At 39.2% G+C, this 12,204-nt stretch carries 17 protein-coding genes; 13 read left to right on the top strand and 4 right to left on the bottom strand.

What is annotated here, in order from left to right; all coding sequences use genetic code 11:
* Positions 1-166: 166 nt before the first annotated feature.
* From murT to scdA, 4 genes are all read left to right on the top strand, one after another.
* Positions 167-1,477, top strand: a complete 1,311-nt coding sequence (gene murT / locus ERX37_RS09295) for a lipid II isoglutaminyl synthase subunit MurT (protein ID WP_133430400.1) — start codon at positions 167-169, stop codon at positions 1,475-1,477.
* Positions 1,477-2,199 (top strand): lipid II isoglutaminyl synthase subunit GatD, encoded by a 723-nt coding sequence (gatD, locus tag ERX37_RS09290; RefSeq protein ID WP_133430399.1) that lies wholly within the window; start codon positions 1,477-1,479, stop codon positions 2,197-2,199. The genes murT and gatD overlap by 1 nt, the downstream gene beginning before the upstream one ends.
* Positions 2,200-2,264: 65 nt before the next feature.
* On the top strand, positions 2,265-2,393 hold the full coding sequence (locus ERX37_RS11725; protein WP_268234329.1) for a hypothetical protein: 129 nt from the start codon (positions 2,265-2,267) through the stop codon (positions 2,391-2,393).
* Positions 2,394-2,537: 144 nt separating this feature from the next.
* Complete coding sequence (gene scdA / locus ERX37_RS09285; protein WP_133430398.1) at positions 2,538-3,215, top strand: iron-sulfur cluster repair di-iron protein ScdA; 678 nt, start codon at positions 2,538-2,540, stop codon at positions 3,213-3,215.
* Between the two features lie 18 nt (positions 3,216-3,233).
* On the opposite strand, the gene ERX37_RS09280 is transcribed toward scdA, so the two are convergent.
* On the bottom strand, positions 3,234-4,184 hold the full coding sequence (locus ERX37_RS09280; protein WP_229713226.1) for an FUSC family protein: 951 nt from the start codon (positions 4,182-4,184) through the stop codon (positions 3,234-3,236).
* Positions 4,185-4,266: 82 nt separating this feature from the next.
* Here ERX37_RS09280 and map point away from each other — a divergent pair, with 82 nt between their 5' ends.
* From map to ERX37_RS09255, 5 genes are all read left to right on the top strand, one after another.
* Positions 4,267-5,025 carry a type I methionyl aminopeptidase gene (gene map, locus ERX37_RS09275; RefSeq protein WP_133430396.1) on the top strand — a complete coding sequence of 253 codons (759 nt, stop codon included), beginning with the start codon at positions 4,267-4,269 and terminating at the stop codon, positions 5,023-5,025.
* 82 nt (positions 5,026-5,107) lie between these two features.
* Positions 5,108-5,482 (top strand): hypothetical protein, encoded by a 375-nt coding sequence (locus tag ERX37_RS09270; protein ID WP_133430395.1) that lies wholly within the window; start codon positions 5,108-5,110, stop codon positions 5,480-5,482.
* Positions 5,479-6,171, top strand: coding sequence for a cell wall-active antibiotics response protein LiaF (gene liaF, locus ERX37_RS09265; protein WP_165982030.1), 693 nt, complete (start codon positions 5,479-5,481; stop codon positions 6,169-6,171). Before ERX37_RS09270 ends, liaF begins: the two co-directional genes overlap by 4 nt.
* Positions 6,168-7,211 (top strand): sensor histidine kinase, encoded by a 1,044-nt coding sequence (locus ERX37_RS09260; RefSeq protein ID WP_133430393.1) that lies wholly within the window; start codon positions 6,168-6,170, stop codon positions 7,209-7,211. Before liaF ends, ERX37_RS09260 begins: the two co-directional genes overlap by 4 nt.
* Positions 7,183-7,815, top strand: a complete 633-nt coding sequence (locus ERX37_RS09255; RefSeq protein WP_133430392.1) for a response regulator transcription factor — start codon at positions 7,183-7,185, stop codon at positions 7,813-7,815. Before ERX37_RS09260 ends, ERX37_RS09255 begins: the two co-directional genes overlap by 29 nt.
* Positions 7,816-7,858: 43 nt before the next feature.
* On the opposite strand, the gene ERX37_RS09250 is transcribed toward ERX37_RS09255, so the two are convergent.
* Genes ERX37_RS09250 through ERX37_RS09240 form a run of 3 tightly spaced genes read right to left on the bottom strand, consistent with a single transcriptional unit; the run spans position 7,859 to position 9,758 of the window.
* Positions 7,859-8,434, bottom strand: a complete 576-nt coding sequence (locus ERX37_RS09250; protein WP_133430391.1) for a beta-class carbonic anhydrase — start codon at positions 8,432-8,434, stop codon at positions 7,859-7,861.
* Between the two features lie 9 nt (positions 8,435-8,443).
* The gene (locus tag ERX37_RS09245) at positions 8,444-9,448 is read right to left on the bottom strand and encodes a YihY/virulence factor BrkB family protein (RefSeq protein ID WP_133430390.1); all 1,005 of its coding nucleotides are present in this window, start codon (positions 9,446-9,448) and stop codon (positions 8,444-8,446) included.
* A gap of 37 nt (positions 9,449-9,485) precedes the next feature.
* Positions 9,486-9,758, bottom strand: a complete 273-nt coding sequence (locus ERX37_RS09240) for a YtxH domain-containing protein (protein WP_133430389.1) — start codon at positions 9,756-9,758, stop codon at positions 9,486-9,488.
* Between the two features lie 124 nt (positions 9,759-9,882).
* Here ERX37_RS09240 and ERX37_RS09235 point away from each other — a divergent pair, with 124 nt between their 5' ends.
* The 4 genes from ERX37_RS09235 (at position 9,883) to ERX37_RS09225 (ending at position 12,144) form a co-directional block, all read left to right on the top strand.
* Positions 9,883-10,080 carry a DUF1128 family protein gene (locus tag ERX37_RS09235; RefSeq protein ID WP_133430388.1) on the top strand — a complete coding sequence of 66 codons (198 nt, stop codon included), beginning with the start codon at positions 9,883-9,885 and terminating at the stop codon, positions 10,078-10,080.
* A 23-nt stretch (positions 10,081-10,103) separates the two neighbouring features.
* Positions 10,104-11,339, top strand: coding sequence for an aminopeptidase (locus ERX37_RS09230; RefSeq protein ID WP_133430387.1), 1,236 nt, complete (start codon positions 10,104-10,106; stop codon positions 11,337-11,339).
* A 55-nt stretch (positions 11,340-11,394) separates the two neighbouring features.
* Positions 11,395-11,568: a hypothetical protein gene (locus tag ERX37_RS11460; RefSeq protein ID WP_165982029.1), complete on the top strand. Its 174-nt coding sequence runs from the start codon at positions 11,395-11,397 to the stop codon at positions 11,566-11,568.
* Between the two features lie 63 nt (positions 11,569-11,631).
* A complete protein-coding gene (locus ERX37_RS09225) occupies positions 11,632-12,144 on the top strand; it encodes an acyl-CoA thioesterase (protein ID WP_133430386.1) in 513 nt (170 codons plus the stop codon).
* Positions 12,145-12,204 lie beyond the last annotated feature (60 nt).

Here is a 12,204-nt window from a genome sequence, read left to right as displayed (position 1 = left end):
ACACCTTCTATTGTGAGTTTGATAATCATTTTCAATTACATATTATCACGGACTTGTGCGTGACTCAAGTCTATAATGAACACGTATTCATAAAAAACTGTATTTCTTATAGATATAATTTCTTACTGTCAAATGTTATAATAAATTGTTAATCAAGGAGGTCATTATGAGAACTTTTTCAGCTAAATTTATCGCAAAAATTGCGAGACAGGCAAGTATCGCTGCAGGTAAAAGAGGAACAGATTTACCCGGTCAGCTGGCACGTAAGATTGATCCGAAAATCTTGAGAAAACTGGCATCTGCTGTAGATGATGTCGTCTTTATCTCAGGTACGAATGGCAAGACCACAACTTCTAATTTAATCGGCCATACGCTTAAGGTGAATGGTATTGACATCATTCATAATACTGAAGGTGCCAACATGGCGGCAGGTATCACTTCAAGTTTTATTGCCCAGTCAAAAAAGAATACAAAACTTGCCATCATTGAAATCGATGAAGGCTCTATTCCGCGTGTTCTGAATGAGATGACACCGACAATGATGGTCTTTACAAATTTCTTCCGGGATCAGATGGATCGATTCGGGGAAATCGATATCCTAGTTGATCGCATAGCAGATCACATCAAAAATAAAGGGATTAAATTGATTTTAAATGCAGATGATCCATTCGTTTCACGACTTAAAATCGCAAGTCAGGAAGTCGTTTACTATGGAATGAAAGCAGGTATTCATCAGTTTGAAGAGAGTACTATGATAGAAAGTAAGTATTGTCCGAACTGTGGTCGTCTGCTGAACTACGAGGCGATTCACTACAATCAGATCGGCCATTATACATGTCAATGTGGATTCAATCGTGCAGAACCTAAGTATGAAGTAGAAGAGCTGTCAGAGAATCCATACTTAGTGCCTGTAATAAATGATGAAACATTTAATATGAAGCTCGCTGGTGATTTCAATGTCTTTAATATTATTGCTGCCTACAGCGTGCTTAGAGAGCTGGGATTAAGTGATGAGTCCATCAGAAAAGGTTTCGAAAGTTATGCCTCTGACAATGGTCGCATGCAGTATTTTTCAAATGCTGATAAAGAAGCAATTATCAATTTAGCCAAAAATCCTGCTGGATTAAATGCGAGTCTGTCAGTCGGTGAGAAAATTGAGGGTAATAAATCTTATTTAATCAGCTTAAATGACAATGGAGCAGATGGCAGAGATATTTCATGGATATGGGATGCTGATTTTGAGAAGCTGGAGCGACAGACAATCAGCCATATCATCTGCACGGGTAATCGTGCAGAAGAACTCGCTGTCAGACTGAAGTATGCTGAAATTTCAGCAGAAGTAGTAGTGGAACGTTCGATAGAACAGGCGACATTGAAAGCGATGAAACTGCCGGGCTATACTGTCTGTATTCCTAACTATACGTCACTTGAACCTATGCATACGACACTTACGACATACTTTAAGGAGGCGCACTAATGACAGCGATTCATATTTATCATTTTATGCCGGATAAACTGAATTTATATGGTGATATCGGCAATATTATTGCATTGTCCAAACGCGCGAAATGGCGCGGAATTGATGTCAAAGTAACAGATGTCAAAGAAACAGCAGGTCTGTCATTAACAGATGCAGATATTCTCTTTATCGGTGGAGGAAGTGACCGGGAGCAGGCGATTGCTACACAGGAACTCTTCAAAATTAAAGATGAGTTTAAGTCTGCAATCGAGGATGGTGTACCTGCCCTGACAATCTGCGGAGGCTATCAGTTCCTAGGTGAGAAGTATGTCACACCGGATGGACACGAATTAAAGGGCCTGAATATTCTGGACTTCTATACAGAATCAGAAAAAGAACGTCTGACAGGTAATATCGTCATAGAATCAGCAACATTTGGTCAGATTGTCGGTTTTGAAAATCATGGAGGACGTACTTATCACAATTACGGGACACTCGGAGATGTAATTTCAGGATACGGTAACAATGATACAGATAAAAAAGAAGGCCTGCATTATAAAAATTTACTCGGTACTTATCTGCATGGCCCGATCTTACCAAAGAATCATGAAATCACTGATTATCTGCTGCAGGCTGCTTGTGAGCGGAAAAATATTGAATTTGGGCCTTTGGAAAATAATAATGTAGCTGAAGAAAATGCAAAAAAAGTAATCATTGATCGTCTATTATCAGAAAAATAGTACCACGGTTAAGTCGCTATTTAAGGGGTAAAGTTAACTATCACTATTTGATAGGAGGGTTTATCATGGCAGAGCAAGATGCAAAAACTTCATCCAAACGTATGAAAGATGATACACCTGGTCTGGTCGACGGTAAAGTGAGAGAACAACTGGAGAATAAACCAGGCGACAAAAAAGAAGAGAAACAACAATAACTTCAAAATAAGACGTCATATCCAAAAGGATATGACGTCTTATTTATGACAAAATTAAGAACGTTCGTAAAGATGTATATATAATATATCTTTAGGGTGTATAATCATAAGTGTTCAGAAAAGAAAACTACAGGAGGCAATTCCATGATTACTAAGGACATGTTAGTTGCAGATATTGTTAAGGAAATTCCAAAGAGTGCAGATATATTCAGAAATAACAGAATAGATTTCTGCTGTGGCGGACAGATTCCATTATCCGGAGCAGTGAATGATAAGAGTGAATCACTTGATACACTGTTAGAAGAAATCAATAGTCTGCAGACGAATAGTGCAGGAGAAGGACTGGATGTTCAATATCTTGATAATGCGAGCCTGATTAATTACATCCAGAATAAATATCACATACCACTACGTGAAGAAATGAAGAACTTAACGCCTTACGTCACAAAAGTAGCGCGTGTACACGGTGAACGTCATCCTGAACTTGTTGAAATTAAAGAAGTTTTTACCGCACTGAAAAATGAACTGCTGGATCATACACAGGATGAAGATGACAATGTATTCCCACTCGTTATTAATTATACTCACACCCCGACAGAAGATTTACGTAGCCAGCTGCAACCGCATATCGATGAACTTGAAACAGAACACGAAAATGCAGGTAATGCACTTAAGCGTCTAAGAGAATTGACACACGACTTCACACCGCCGATGGATGCATGTGGGACTTACCGCCTTGTCTTCTCACGACTCGAACAGCTTGAGAAAGATACATTCAATCATGTGCACCTTGAGAACAATGTTCTATTCAAGCGTTTCTAACTAGTAAAAGACCACTTGTCAGTGGTCTTTTATTAGTTTCTGGATCATTAGAAGTTCATAGATAAAATGACTTTTCAGCTGATTATCATCAAATTCGGAGAGGTTTTTAACGCTTGATTTAAAGGTGGAGAGAGCAGCGGGAGGAATGGCGGCTCGCCGCTCCATCGCTTTTAATATTTTTACGTAGGCCTCTCTTTCTTCTGCAGTGAAATCAAAGTACTGGTCAGCAGGTAAATAAATCATATTGGACAGGTGAAGAATAATCAGTTGATTGATCTGTAATTTCTTTTCCAGCTCAGTCATCGTTCTTTTACGTGTCAGATCTTTATGATACTGGTATTCTTCGTGCTCATACTTAATGAGCTGATGTGCTTTACTCACTTTTGTATTGATCATTTCTATTTGGCGGATGGTTGCAGCCGATTTAAATTGACCGATCAATATTTCTTTGCTGCGCTGGATGAATAACTTTTTGCTGTCATTCTCAATGGCTCTGATGAGTTCCTGTATCTGATTCTGATATTTAGGTGGCAGTACAAGATAGTTCACAAGTCCGGCTGTAGTGAGTCCAATAGTCGTTGTTGCAAGTCTTGAAAAGAAATTATATGCAAAAGCATCATGAATATTAGGAACCATGGCCACAGCAGTCAGGCTGGCCACTAACATGCCATCGAATAATTTCAGCTGATAGCAGACGATGATGGTGAGCGTCGCTGCAAGACTATATGAAAGAGGTGAGTCACCTAGGAAATAAGTGCTCATAACAGCAATAAAGGCCCCTAGAATGGATGCCGGAAATCTAATATAGGCTTTTTTAAGAGAAGCTTTTGCAGTCGGTTCAATGGAAACTATAGAAGTGATAACAGCAAATATAGCAGGGAGATGCAAAAGCTGACATATTAAAGCAGTTAAAAAGGTTGCAAGTCCCGTCTTTATGATGCGTGGACCAAGGATATGTTTAAAGCTCATATGAATCATCCTGTTTTTTATTTTAGTATACCATTAAATATTTGCTATAATATAGAGACAAACGAATGAAAGAAGAGATTAGATGATTATTAAATCGAACGAAGAACTCGACAAATTAAAGGCAATCGGTCAGATTGTTGCAGAAATCAGGGACACACTTAAAGCACATACTGTTGCGGGTGTTACCACGAAAGAAATAGATAATATTGCAGGTGAAATGTTTGATAAACTAGGTGCTAAATCAGCCCCTATTACGGAATATGATTTCCCAGGTTATACATGCATCAGTGTCAATGAAGAAGTGGCGCACGGTATACCCGGTAAACGTGTCATTGAAGAAGGCGACTTGGTCAATATCGATGTATCGGGCTGTAAAGATGGTTACTATGCAGATACAGGTATCTCTTTTGTAGTAGGAGAGAGTTCAGATCCATTAAAACAAAAAGTCGTAGATGTTGCCTTGATGGCTTTTGAAGAGGCGATGAAAAAAGTGAAACCAGGTACTAAACTCAGTCAGATTGGTCGCGCCGTCAATGCGACAGCCCGTAAAAATGGTGTGACAGTGATTAAAAATCTGACAGGTCATGGTATCGGGACAAGTCTGCATGAAGAACCTCAGCACGTTTTGAACTATTATGATCCACACGATAAAATTTTATTAAAAGAAGGCATGGTACTCGCAGTAGAGCCGTTTATTTCTTCCAAAGCTACAATTGTAGGGGATGGCAAAGATGACTGGGCCTTCGAGACAAAAGATAAAAGTTTCGTTGCACAAATTGAACATACTATCGTAGTGACTCAGGATGGTCCGCTGTTATTAACAGAGCGCATCTCCGACTAAAGTATGAGAATAAAATCGTTCCTCAGACGTTTTACGTTATGAGGAACTTTTTTTATAATGTAGGGGATAAGGAGATGAGAGCATGAGCCATATTACATCTATACTGACACGTACAGTGAAGCAAGCGGTAAGTCATAGTCTGTTCGATAAAATGATTGAACTGCAGCATAAACTAACTGAGTTAAATGTTCAGAAAGCGGCCAAGTCAAGTGAGCAGCAGGAATTGCTTACACAATATGACCACTATAACTTTAAGTTGACAGTTTTTGACTCGGAAGATGGGAGCAAACGTGAGTTTCGCTCTAATAGAATGACGCATATTCATAAGCTGAATCAGCTCGACAATGAACTATATGAAATAGAAATCTCTCTGGCTATGATTGAATCGATGAAAGAAGAAGTGCAATATGAGATAATGATGCTGCAGAAGTTGAATGAGAGAGAAGTGAGTATGTGAAACAGCTTGTTTCGACCGAGATATTAATTACATTTATTATTTTATTGATTATCTCAAACTTATATTATTTGTTCTTTATGAAGACAGGCATGATACTGGTTCTTCTAGTAGGGTTCCTGCTCATCTATAGCAGCCAGTTTTATAATAAGAAATTAAGAGGACTAGTTTTACTGTGGATAGGGTTTGTTCTGATAGCTTTTGGTATGCTGTCGAATCCGTATACGCTGATTTTATTATTCAGTTTTTTAATCATTCTATCTATCCGCTATCTTATTGCCAGACGTCAGCCGGCAGTGATTACAGTGGAAAGCAATGATTTACGTGTGTCAGAACAAAACTGGTTTAATATGAAGAAGACGCCTGATGAAGTCTATAAATTTGATGATATTCATTTGCAGCATGCTATCGGAGATATATTGATCGATCTGACGATGGCTGCAAATTTAAAGGATGGCAATGTTATTGTGGTCCACCAGCTGCTCGGTAAGACGACGATCATTGTACCTCATCACTATCAGGTGAAAGTAGATTACTCAGCTCTATATGGACAGCTATCTATAGACGAAGAGTTTAGAAGACGCTCAAAAAACCAGCGACTTACTTATTTAACACCCGCGTATCAGAACGGTGTCGTTATTAAAGTAATGGTCTCTTCTATTATCGGTGATCTGGAGGTTATTCATCGATGAACAACTACACCCGTTTTATAGGCGTGATGCTGATTTTGGTTTACAGCCTGCTATTTGTCTTTTATGTTCTTGACCGTATTTTCACCAATATCATCTACTTTCAAGGAATGCTGAATTCTCATATTGTTGGCGTACCGGCACTCTTATTACTCAATGTTATCGTTATATTATCCTGTATCATTATGGGGTCACTTGTAGCCTATAAGCAGAACGAGCAGTATGCCTGGTTAAAGGAACAGATTCGTGCGATTGATGACGGATACGCGATACGCAGTTCGGATCATATTGAGCTTCATCCAGAAACAGAGGAAGTTATGACGAGTATCATCAAGCTGAATGAAACTTTACGTACGATTAAATATCAGAATCAGATAGCGACTAGTGATGTCAATGAACAAATCGTCAAAAAAATTGTTGAAGAGGAGCGGCAGCGACTTGCTCGTGAATTACATGATTCAGTCAGCCAGCAGTTATTTGCTGCAAGTATGATGCTATCAGCACTGAAAACTCGAGAAGTCGATACCGAGATGGGACAGCAGATTGATTTACTTGAACGCATGCTGCATGAGGCTCAGCAGGAAATGCGGGCACTACTCCTTCATTTGAGACCTCTCGCTCTTCAAAATAAGTCATTGATTGATGGCATCACAGATTTAACGATGGATTTAAAACAGAAGACGCAGTTAGATATCCAGCTTGATCTGGCACTCATTAATTTGACTAAAGGGATAGAAGATCAGTTGTTCAGAATTACTCAGGAAGCAATATCCAATACATTACGTCATGCCCACGCAGAACGACTAGTGATTGAATTGTTCCAGATTGATGGCAGTCTCATCCTGAGAATTGCAGATGATGGAAAAGGATTTGATATGGCACTGCGGGATGAGACTCGATACGGTATTAATACGATGAAAGAACGGGCACTGGAGATTGGTGGCAGCTGCCAGATTATATCAGCACCTGAGAGCGGGACGCGTATAGAGATTAAAGTGCCAATTAATGAGGAGGATGAGCATGAGAGTATTATTCGTAGATGACCATGAGATGGTCAGAATTGGTATATCCAGCTTTTTGTCGACACAGTCTGATATCGAGGTAGTCGGTGCTGCCGGCGATGGCCAAGAAGGCGTGAGACAGGCTCAGAAACTTCGACCGGATGTCATTCTTATGGATATGGTGATGGAACCGATGAATGGTATAGAAGCGACAACTATTATTAAGAGTGCTATGCCGGAAATTAAAGTCATTATGCTGACGAGTTTTATCAATGATAGAGAAGTCTATGCCGCATTAGATGCAGGAGTAGACAGTTACATACTGAAGACTTCAAGTGCTGATAGAATTGCAGAAGTCGTTCGTAAAACTTATGCAGGAGAGACGGTATTTGAAGCTGAAGTGATGACTAAAATGCGTAACCGACTTCAGCAGAAAGCAGAACTTTATGAAATGCTGACAGGAAGAGAGATGGAAATTCTTCTGTTGATTGCTAAAGGAATGTCAAATCAGGAAATTGCAGATGCGAGCCATATTACAATCAAGACAGTTAAAACGCATGTCAGCAATATCTTAAGTAAACTAGAGGTTCAGGATCGTACGCAGGCGGTGATTTACGCTTTTAAACACCATCTGACAGAACGTTAGATTCAAAATAAAAACACATTCCACAAAATGGAATGTGTTTTTATTAATTACTGACTACTTTGTCGTAACCGTTCTGTATTAATTCAACTTCACCTGTATGAGGATCGATTACAAGTCCATGGATAGGTACTGACTGGTCAAATAAAGGATGATTAAATACCATATCAATGTTGGCGCGAACATTTTCGCGGACATCTGAGAAACCACCGAGGAAGTGATTTAAATCAATACCTGAGTGTTCAAGTACAGAAATTGTTTCATCTTTTATGCCACGCTCTTTCATCGTACCTAGCACTTGATCTACATTGATACCACCCATACCGCAGTCTTTATGACCCATGATGATAATTTCCTCAGCACCTAGAGCATAAATACCGACCAGGAGACTTTTCATTGTAGAACCATACGGATGTGTAATAGTGGCTCCTGCATTTTTAACTACTTTAACGTCACCGTTTTTAAAACCAAGTGCTTTTGTTGATAAATCAAGGAGACGTGTATCCATACAAGTCAGCATAACAGCTTTCATTGTCGGTACTTTAGATGTCTCATAACTTTCATAAACTTTATCTGCTACAAAGTTCTCGTTAAAGCCTAAAATATCATCAAGTAAAGTCATTGTTATCTCCTATCGATTCGCTGGTAGTTGATTGTTTTTTTTCTGATGCAAAATAGCATTAATCTGAGAACCGATGATGATGATGAAACCTGTTAAGTACAACCAGGTCATCAGTACGATTACGCCCCCGATACTGCCATATGTTTTAGAGTAGTTAGCAAAGTTATTAACATAGAGTCCGAATAGATAACTGGCACCCAACCATGCGATAGTAGCAAACAGTGCACCTGGCAGAACTGATTTCCAGTTAAGCTTAATGTTAGGCGCAATTGCATAGAGCGTTGTGAAGACAACGAATGTCAGGATTAAGGGTAATATGACTTTAATCAGATTAAAGACCCAGATAAACTGATCACCGAGACCGACTGCTCCGAATAGAACATTACCTAATTGTTCTCCGAATACAGGCAATGCAAGTGTGATTGCGATGACGAGAATCATAATAACAGTGAAGAGGACACTCAGTAACTTAGCAACTACTGGATTACGGGCATCTTCTACTTCATAAGAGACATTAAAGGCATTCATTAACGCTGTCATACCATTCGAAGCTGTCCAGAGGGCAGCGATTAAACCGAATGACAGTAAACCGCCAGAAGAATTTGCCATCACATCACTGATGATAGTGTTGATGGTATCTGCAGAATCACCGGGTGCATTGCCGGCAATAAAGTCTGTAATAGTTTCAGGTTTTAATTTAAAAAGAGGTAATAAAGTCAATAAGAAGATAAGTAATGGGAAAAGTGAAAGTAAGAAATAATAAGCAAGCTGAGCCGATAGACCCGCTGCATCATCTTTTCCGATACGGTATAAAAGACGTTGGAAGAAATTGCCATCTTCTTTGTATTTGACAGGTTTATTGATTTTAGACACATGAAGTTCTGTGTCATTTTTTTTAGCATCTTTCGATTTGAATTTCTGAGTTTCTACATAATTTTCTTCTAAATGATTAGACTCAGACGGATTGGCCGCCTGAGTCAGGAATTTAGAAGAGCTTTTTTGGTCTTTTGCCAAATGAATCACTCCTCATTTATAAAATTACAAGCCGGTCTTATTTTTTGTTAGTTAACATATCTTTAGTATCAAGAATTGCTTTTTCGAGTTCTGGGTTATTGCGACGAATTTCTTCGATTTGATCTTTCCAGTAAAGAACCTCTTCTTTGATACCTGAAAATTTATCTTTCACATCTGATGGATTTTTGCGAAGTTCATTTGCATTGCTTACTTGATTTCTGACAGAAGAGCGTGTGTTCTTGTCGATCATTGCTACAGCAGCACCTACAGCAGCGCCGATAAGCATACCAGGAATTAATTTGTTATTCATGATGATTCCTCCAATAAGTTAATGTGTTGATAATACTATTATATATCCTAATATATAATATGGTAAACTTGTTGCAGATGAAATTTTAAAATTTATTGACAGATGTTAATCTGAGGAGGCAATTATGACGAATGAAGAAATGCTGACAGCTATTACAACCAAGTTAAAGCTGATCAATAAGGGTGTTATTAATGCTGAAGATATAGATGCTTCAAAACAGCAAGATTTACAGGATCTATACGATATGGTGATGAAGCGCGATAATATTTCACCAAGTGAGATTGCAGCTATTACAGATGCTTTAGGTCAGCTTAGAAAATAGAAGATATCAAAGGGGAGAACAGCATGATAGAAAATCAGAATGAAAGATTAAAGTTATATGCACAGCTTTTAGTGAAGGTCGGGATGAATGTTCAGCCTAAGCAGCGCGTCTATATTCGTGCAACCGTCGATGCGGCTGATTTCGTTCATCTTATTGTTGAGGAAGCGTATAAGGCAGGATCAGAAGATGTGAAGGTAAGCTACAGTGATGACCGTTTAGCGCAGCTGAATCTTCAGTATCGTCCGCAGGAAGCATTCGAAAGTGTACCGCAATACTTAGTGGATGAGCGTATGGATTATGCACGTGACGGTGCAGCACAGCTGGCGTTGATTTCATCAAGTCCTGAGAATCTGAAGGAAGCAGATCCGGATAAAGTCGGAGCGATGATGCGTGCGTATGGTAATGCTTATCGTGAGTATATGCGTATGATGCAATCTGACCAGTTTGCATGGACAGTTGCAGCTTATCCTTCTAAAGCCTGGGCACAACTTGTTTATCCTGAACTTCCCGTTGAAGAAGCGGTTGATAAATTACTTGAACTTATGCTGTATACAGTCCGTGCCAATGAACAGGACCCTGTAAAAGCATGGGAAGAGCATAATAAAAACCTGCATATTAAAGCAGAATATTTAAATAAAAAATCATATAAAGCACTTAAATACTCAGCACCTGGAACAGACCTGACTATTGGATTGCCAGAGGGACATATTTGGTGCGGAGCATCTTCTATCAGTGCAGCTGGTACTGAATTTATGGCGAACATGCCTACGGAAGAAGTTTTCACAGTTCCCCATCAGGATCAGGTTAATGGTGTAGTGAAAAATTCATTGCCTTTAAGTTATGGCGGGAACATTATTGATAACTTCACGCTTACCTTTAAAGACGGTAAAGTAGTGGATTATCATGCTGAAGTGGGTCATGATATTTTAAAGGGTCTCCTTGAGTCAGACGAAAATGCGGTGCAACTAGGTGAAGTGGCACTTGTGCCCCATGACTCACCAATTTCAAATAGCCAGACTTTATTCTATAACACATTATTTGATGAGAATGCTTCATGTCACTTAGCGTTAGGATCTGCTTATCCTTTCTGTTTGGAAGGTGGCAAAGAGATGGATGATGCTGAACTTGATGCGGCAGGTCTCAATCAATCTATTACACATGAGGACTTTATGATCGGTAGCGCAGAGATGAACATCAGCGGTATTACTGAAAGCGGGCAGGAAGAACCTATTTTCATTAAAGGTAATTGGGCGTTTTAATTTTGGGTATATAATGATATGATTATTTTATCATGATAAGAGCAGGAGGCTGGACATGTCAGTAGCTATGATGTGGTTTGTGGTTATCGCCTTTCTTTTCTCGATTATTGGTTTCGGCGGTATGCTGATGTTCTTCTTAAGAGCTGCTTTTGACTCTAAAGAAGCAGACATTATTGATACACCGGAAGAAGCACTCGAGAAGAAAGTATTTGCAGATGACGTTCACTAAATAAGGACACTTCGGGAGATAGGAAACTATCTCCTTTATTTTATAGAGAAGGAGGTCCATTCAATGAGAGAAAGAAAATCCATGACAGCGTCTCGCACTGTTAAGACGCAGCAGGTCTTTCCATCTGATACCAATCATCATAATACACTGTTTGGTGGTAAGTTGATGGCAAGCATTGATGATGTAGCTTCTATAGCAGCTACAAGACACTGCGGATATTCAGTTGTTACTGCATCTACAGATTCAGTCGACTTCGTTAAACCGATCCGTCCGGGAGATATCGTTTCAATGGTCGCAGTTGTAAGTTACACGGGTAACTCTTCAATGGAAGTATTCGTTAAAGTGATTGCTGAGAATATTCTAGAGAATAGAAAGGAACTGGCAGCAACTAGTTTTCTGACATTCGTAGCACTGGATGAACATAATCGTCCTGTTCAGGTGCCTGAAGTCTATGCTGAAGAAGAGGACCAGAAATGGCTGAATGAAACAGGTGCCATACGTGCTATCAAGCGTAAGGAACGTTCTGCTGAGAGCAAAGAACTGCTTAAATTCTTTTCTACAAAACTCTATACTTAAAATAATTACCGGTGAATCATGGAGATTAACCGGTAATTATTTTGTTTAAACAGTTGGAAT

It is taken from the genome of Macrococcus hajekii, from assembly GCF_004359505.1.
In the GTDB taxonomy this organism is placed as follows: Bacteria; Bacillota; Bacilli; order Staphylococcales; family Staphylococcaceae; genus Macrococcus; species Macrococcus hajekii.
This window is presented reverse-complemented; position numbering and strand designations above follow the sequence as displayed.

Bases quoted from the DNA above. Each gene is read 5' to 3' on its own strand.
- ERX37_RS09225 (WP_133430386.1), top strand. From the start codon at position 11,632: ATGAGAGAAAGAAAATCCATGACAGCGTCTCGCACTGTTAAGACGCAG.
- ERX37_RS09255 (WP_133430392.1), top strand. From the start codon at position 7,183: ATGAGCATGAGAGTATTATTCGTAGATGACCATGAGATGGTCAGAATT.
- ERX37_RS09240 (WP_133430389.1), bottom strand. From the start codon at position 9,758: ATGAATAACAAATTAATTCCTGGTATGCTTATCGGCGCTGCTGTAGGT.
- ERX37_RS09230 (WP_133430387.1), top strand. From the start codon at position 10,104: ATGATAGAAAATCAGAATGAAAGATTAAAGTTATATGCACAGCTTTTA.
- ERX37_RS09250 (WP_133430391.1), bottom strand. From the start codon at position 8,434: ATGACTTTACTTGATGATATTTTAGGCTTTAACGAGAACTTTGTAGCA.
- ERX37_RS11460 (WP_165982029.1), top strand. From the start codon at position 11,395: ATGTCAGTAGCTATGATGTGGTTTGTGGTTATCGCCTTTCTTTTCTCG.
- ERX37_RS09260 (WP_133430393.1), top strand. From the start codon at position 6,168: ATGAACAACTACACCCGTTTTATAGGCGTGATGCTGATTTTGGTTTAC.
- map (WP_133430396.1), top strand. From the start codon at position 4,267: ATGATTATTAAATCGAACGAAGAACTCGACAAATTAAAGGCAATCGGT.
- ERX37_RS09280 (WP_229713226.1), bottom strand. From the start codon at position 4,184: ATGAGCTTTAAACATATCCTTGGTCCACGCATCATAAAGACGGGACTT.
- ERX37_RS11725 (WP_268234329.1), top strand. From the start codon at position 2,265: ATGGCAGAGCAAGATGCAAAAACTTCATCCAAACGTATGAAAGATGAT.
- ERX37_RS09270 (WP_133430395.1), top strand. From the start codon at position 5,108: ATGAGCCATATTACATCTATACTGACACGTACAGTGAAGCAAGCGGTA.
- ERX37_RS09235 (WP_133430388.1), top strand. From the start codon at position 9,883: ATGACGAATGAAGAAATGCTGACAGCTATTACAACCAAGTTAAAGCTG.
- gatD (WP_133430399.1), top strand. From the start codon at position 1,477: ATGACAGCGATTCATATTTATCATTTTATGCCGGATAAACTGAATTTA.
- murT (WP_133430400.1), top strand. From the start codon at position 167: ATGAGAACTTTTTCAGCTAAATTTATCGCAAAAATTGCGAGACAGGCA.
- scdA (WP_133430398.1), top strand. From the start codon at position 2,538: ATGATTACTAAGGACATGTTAGTTGCAGATATTGTTAAGGAAATTCCA.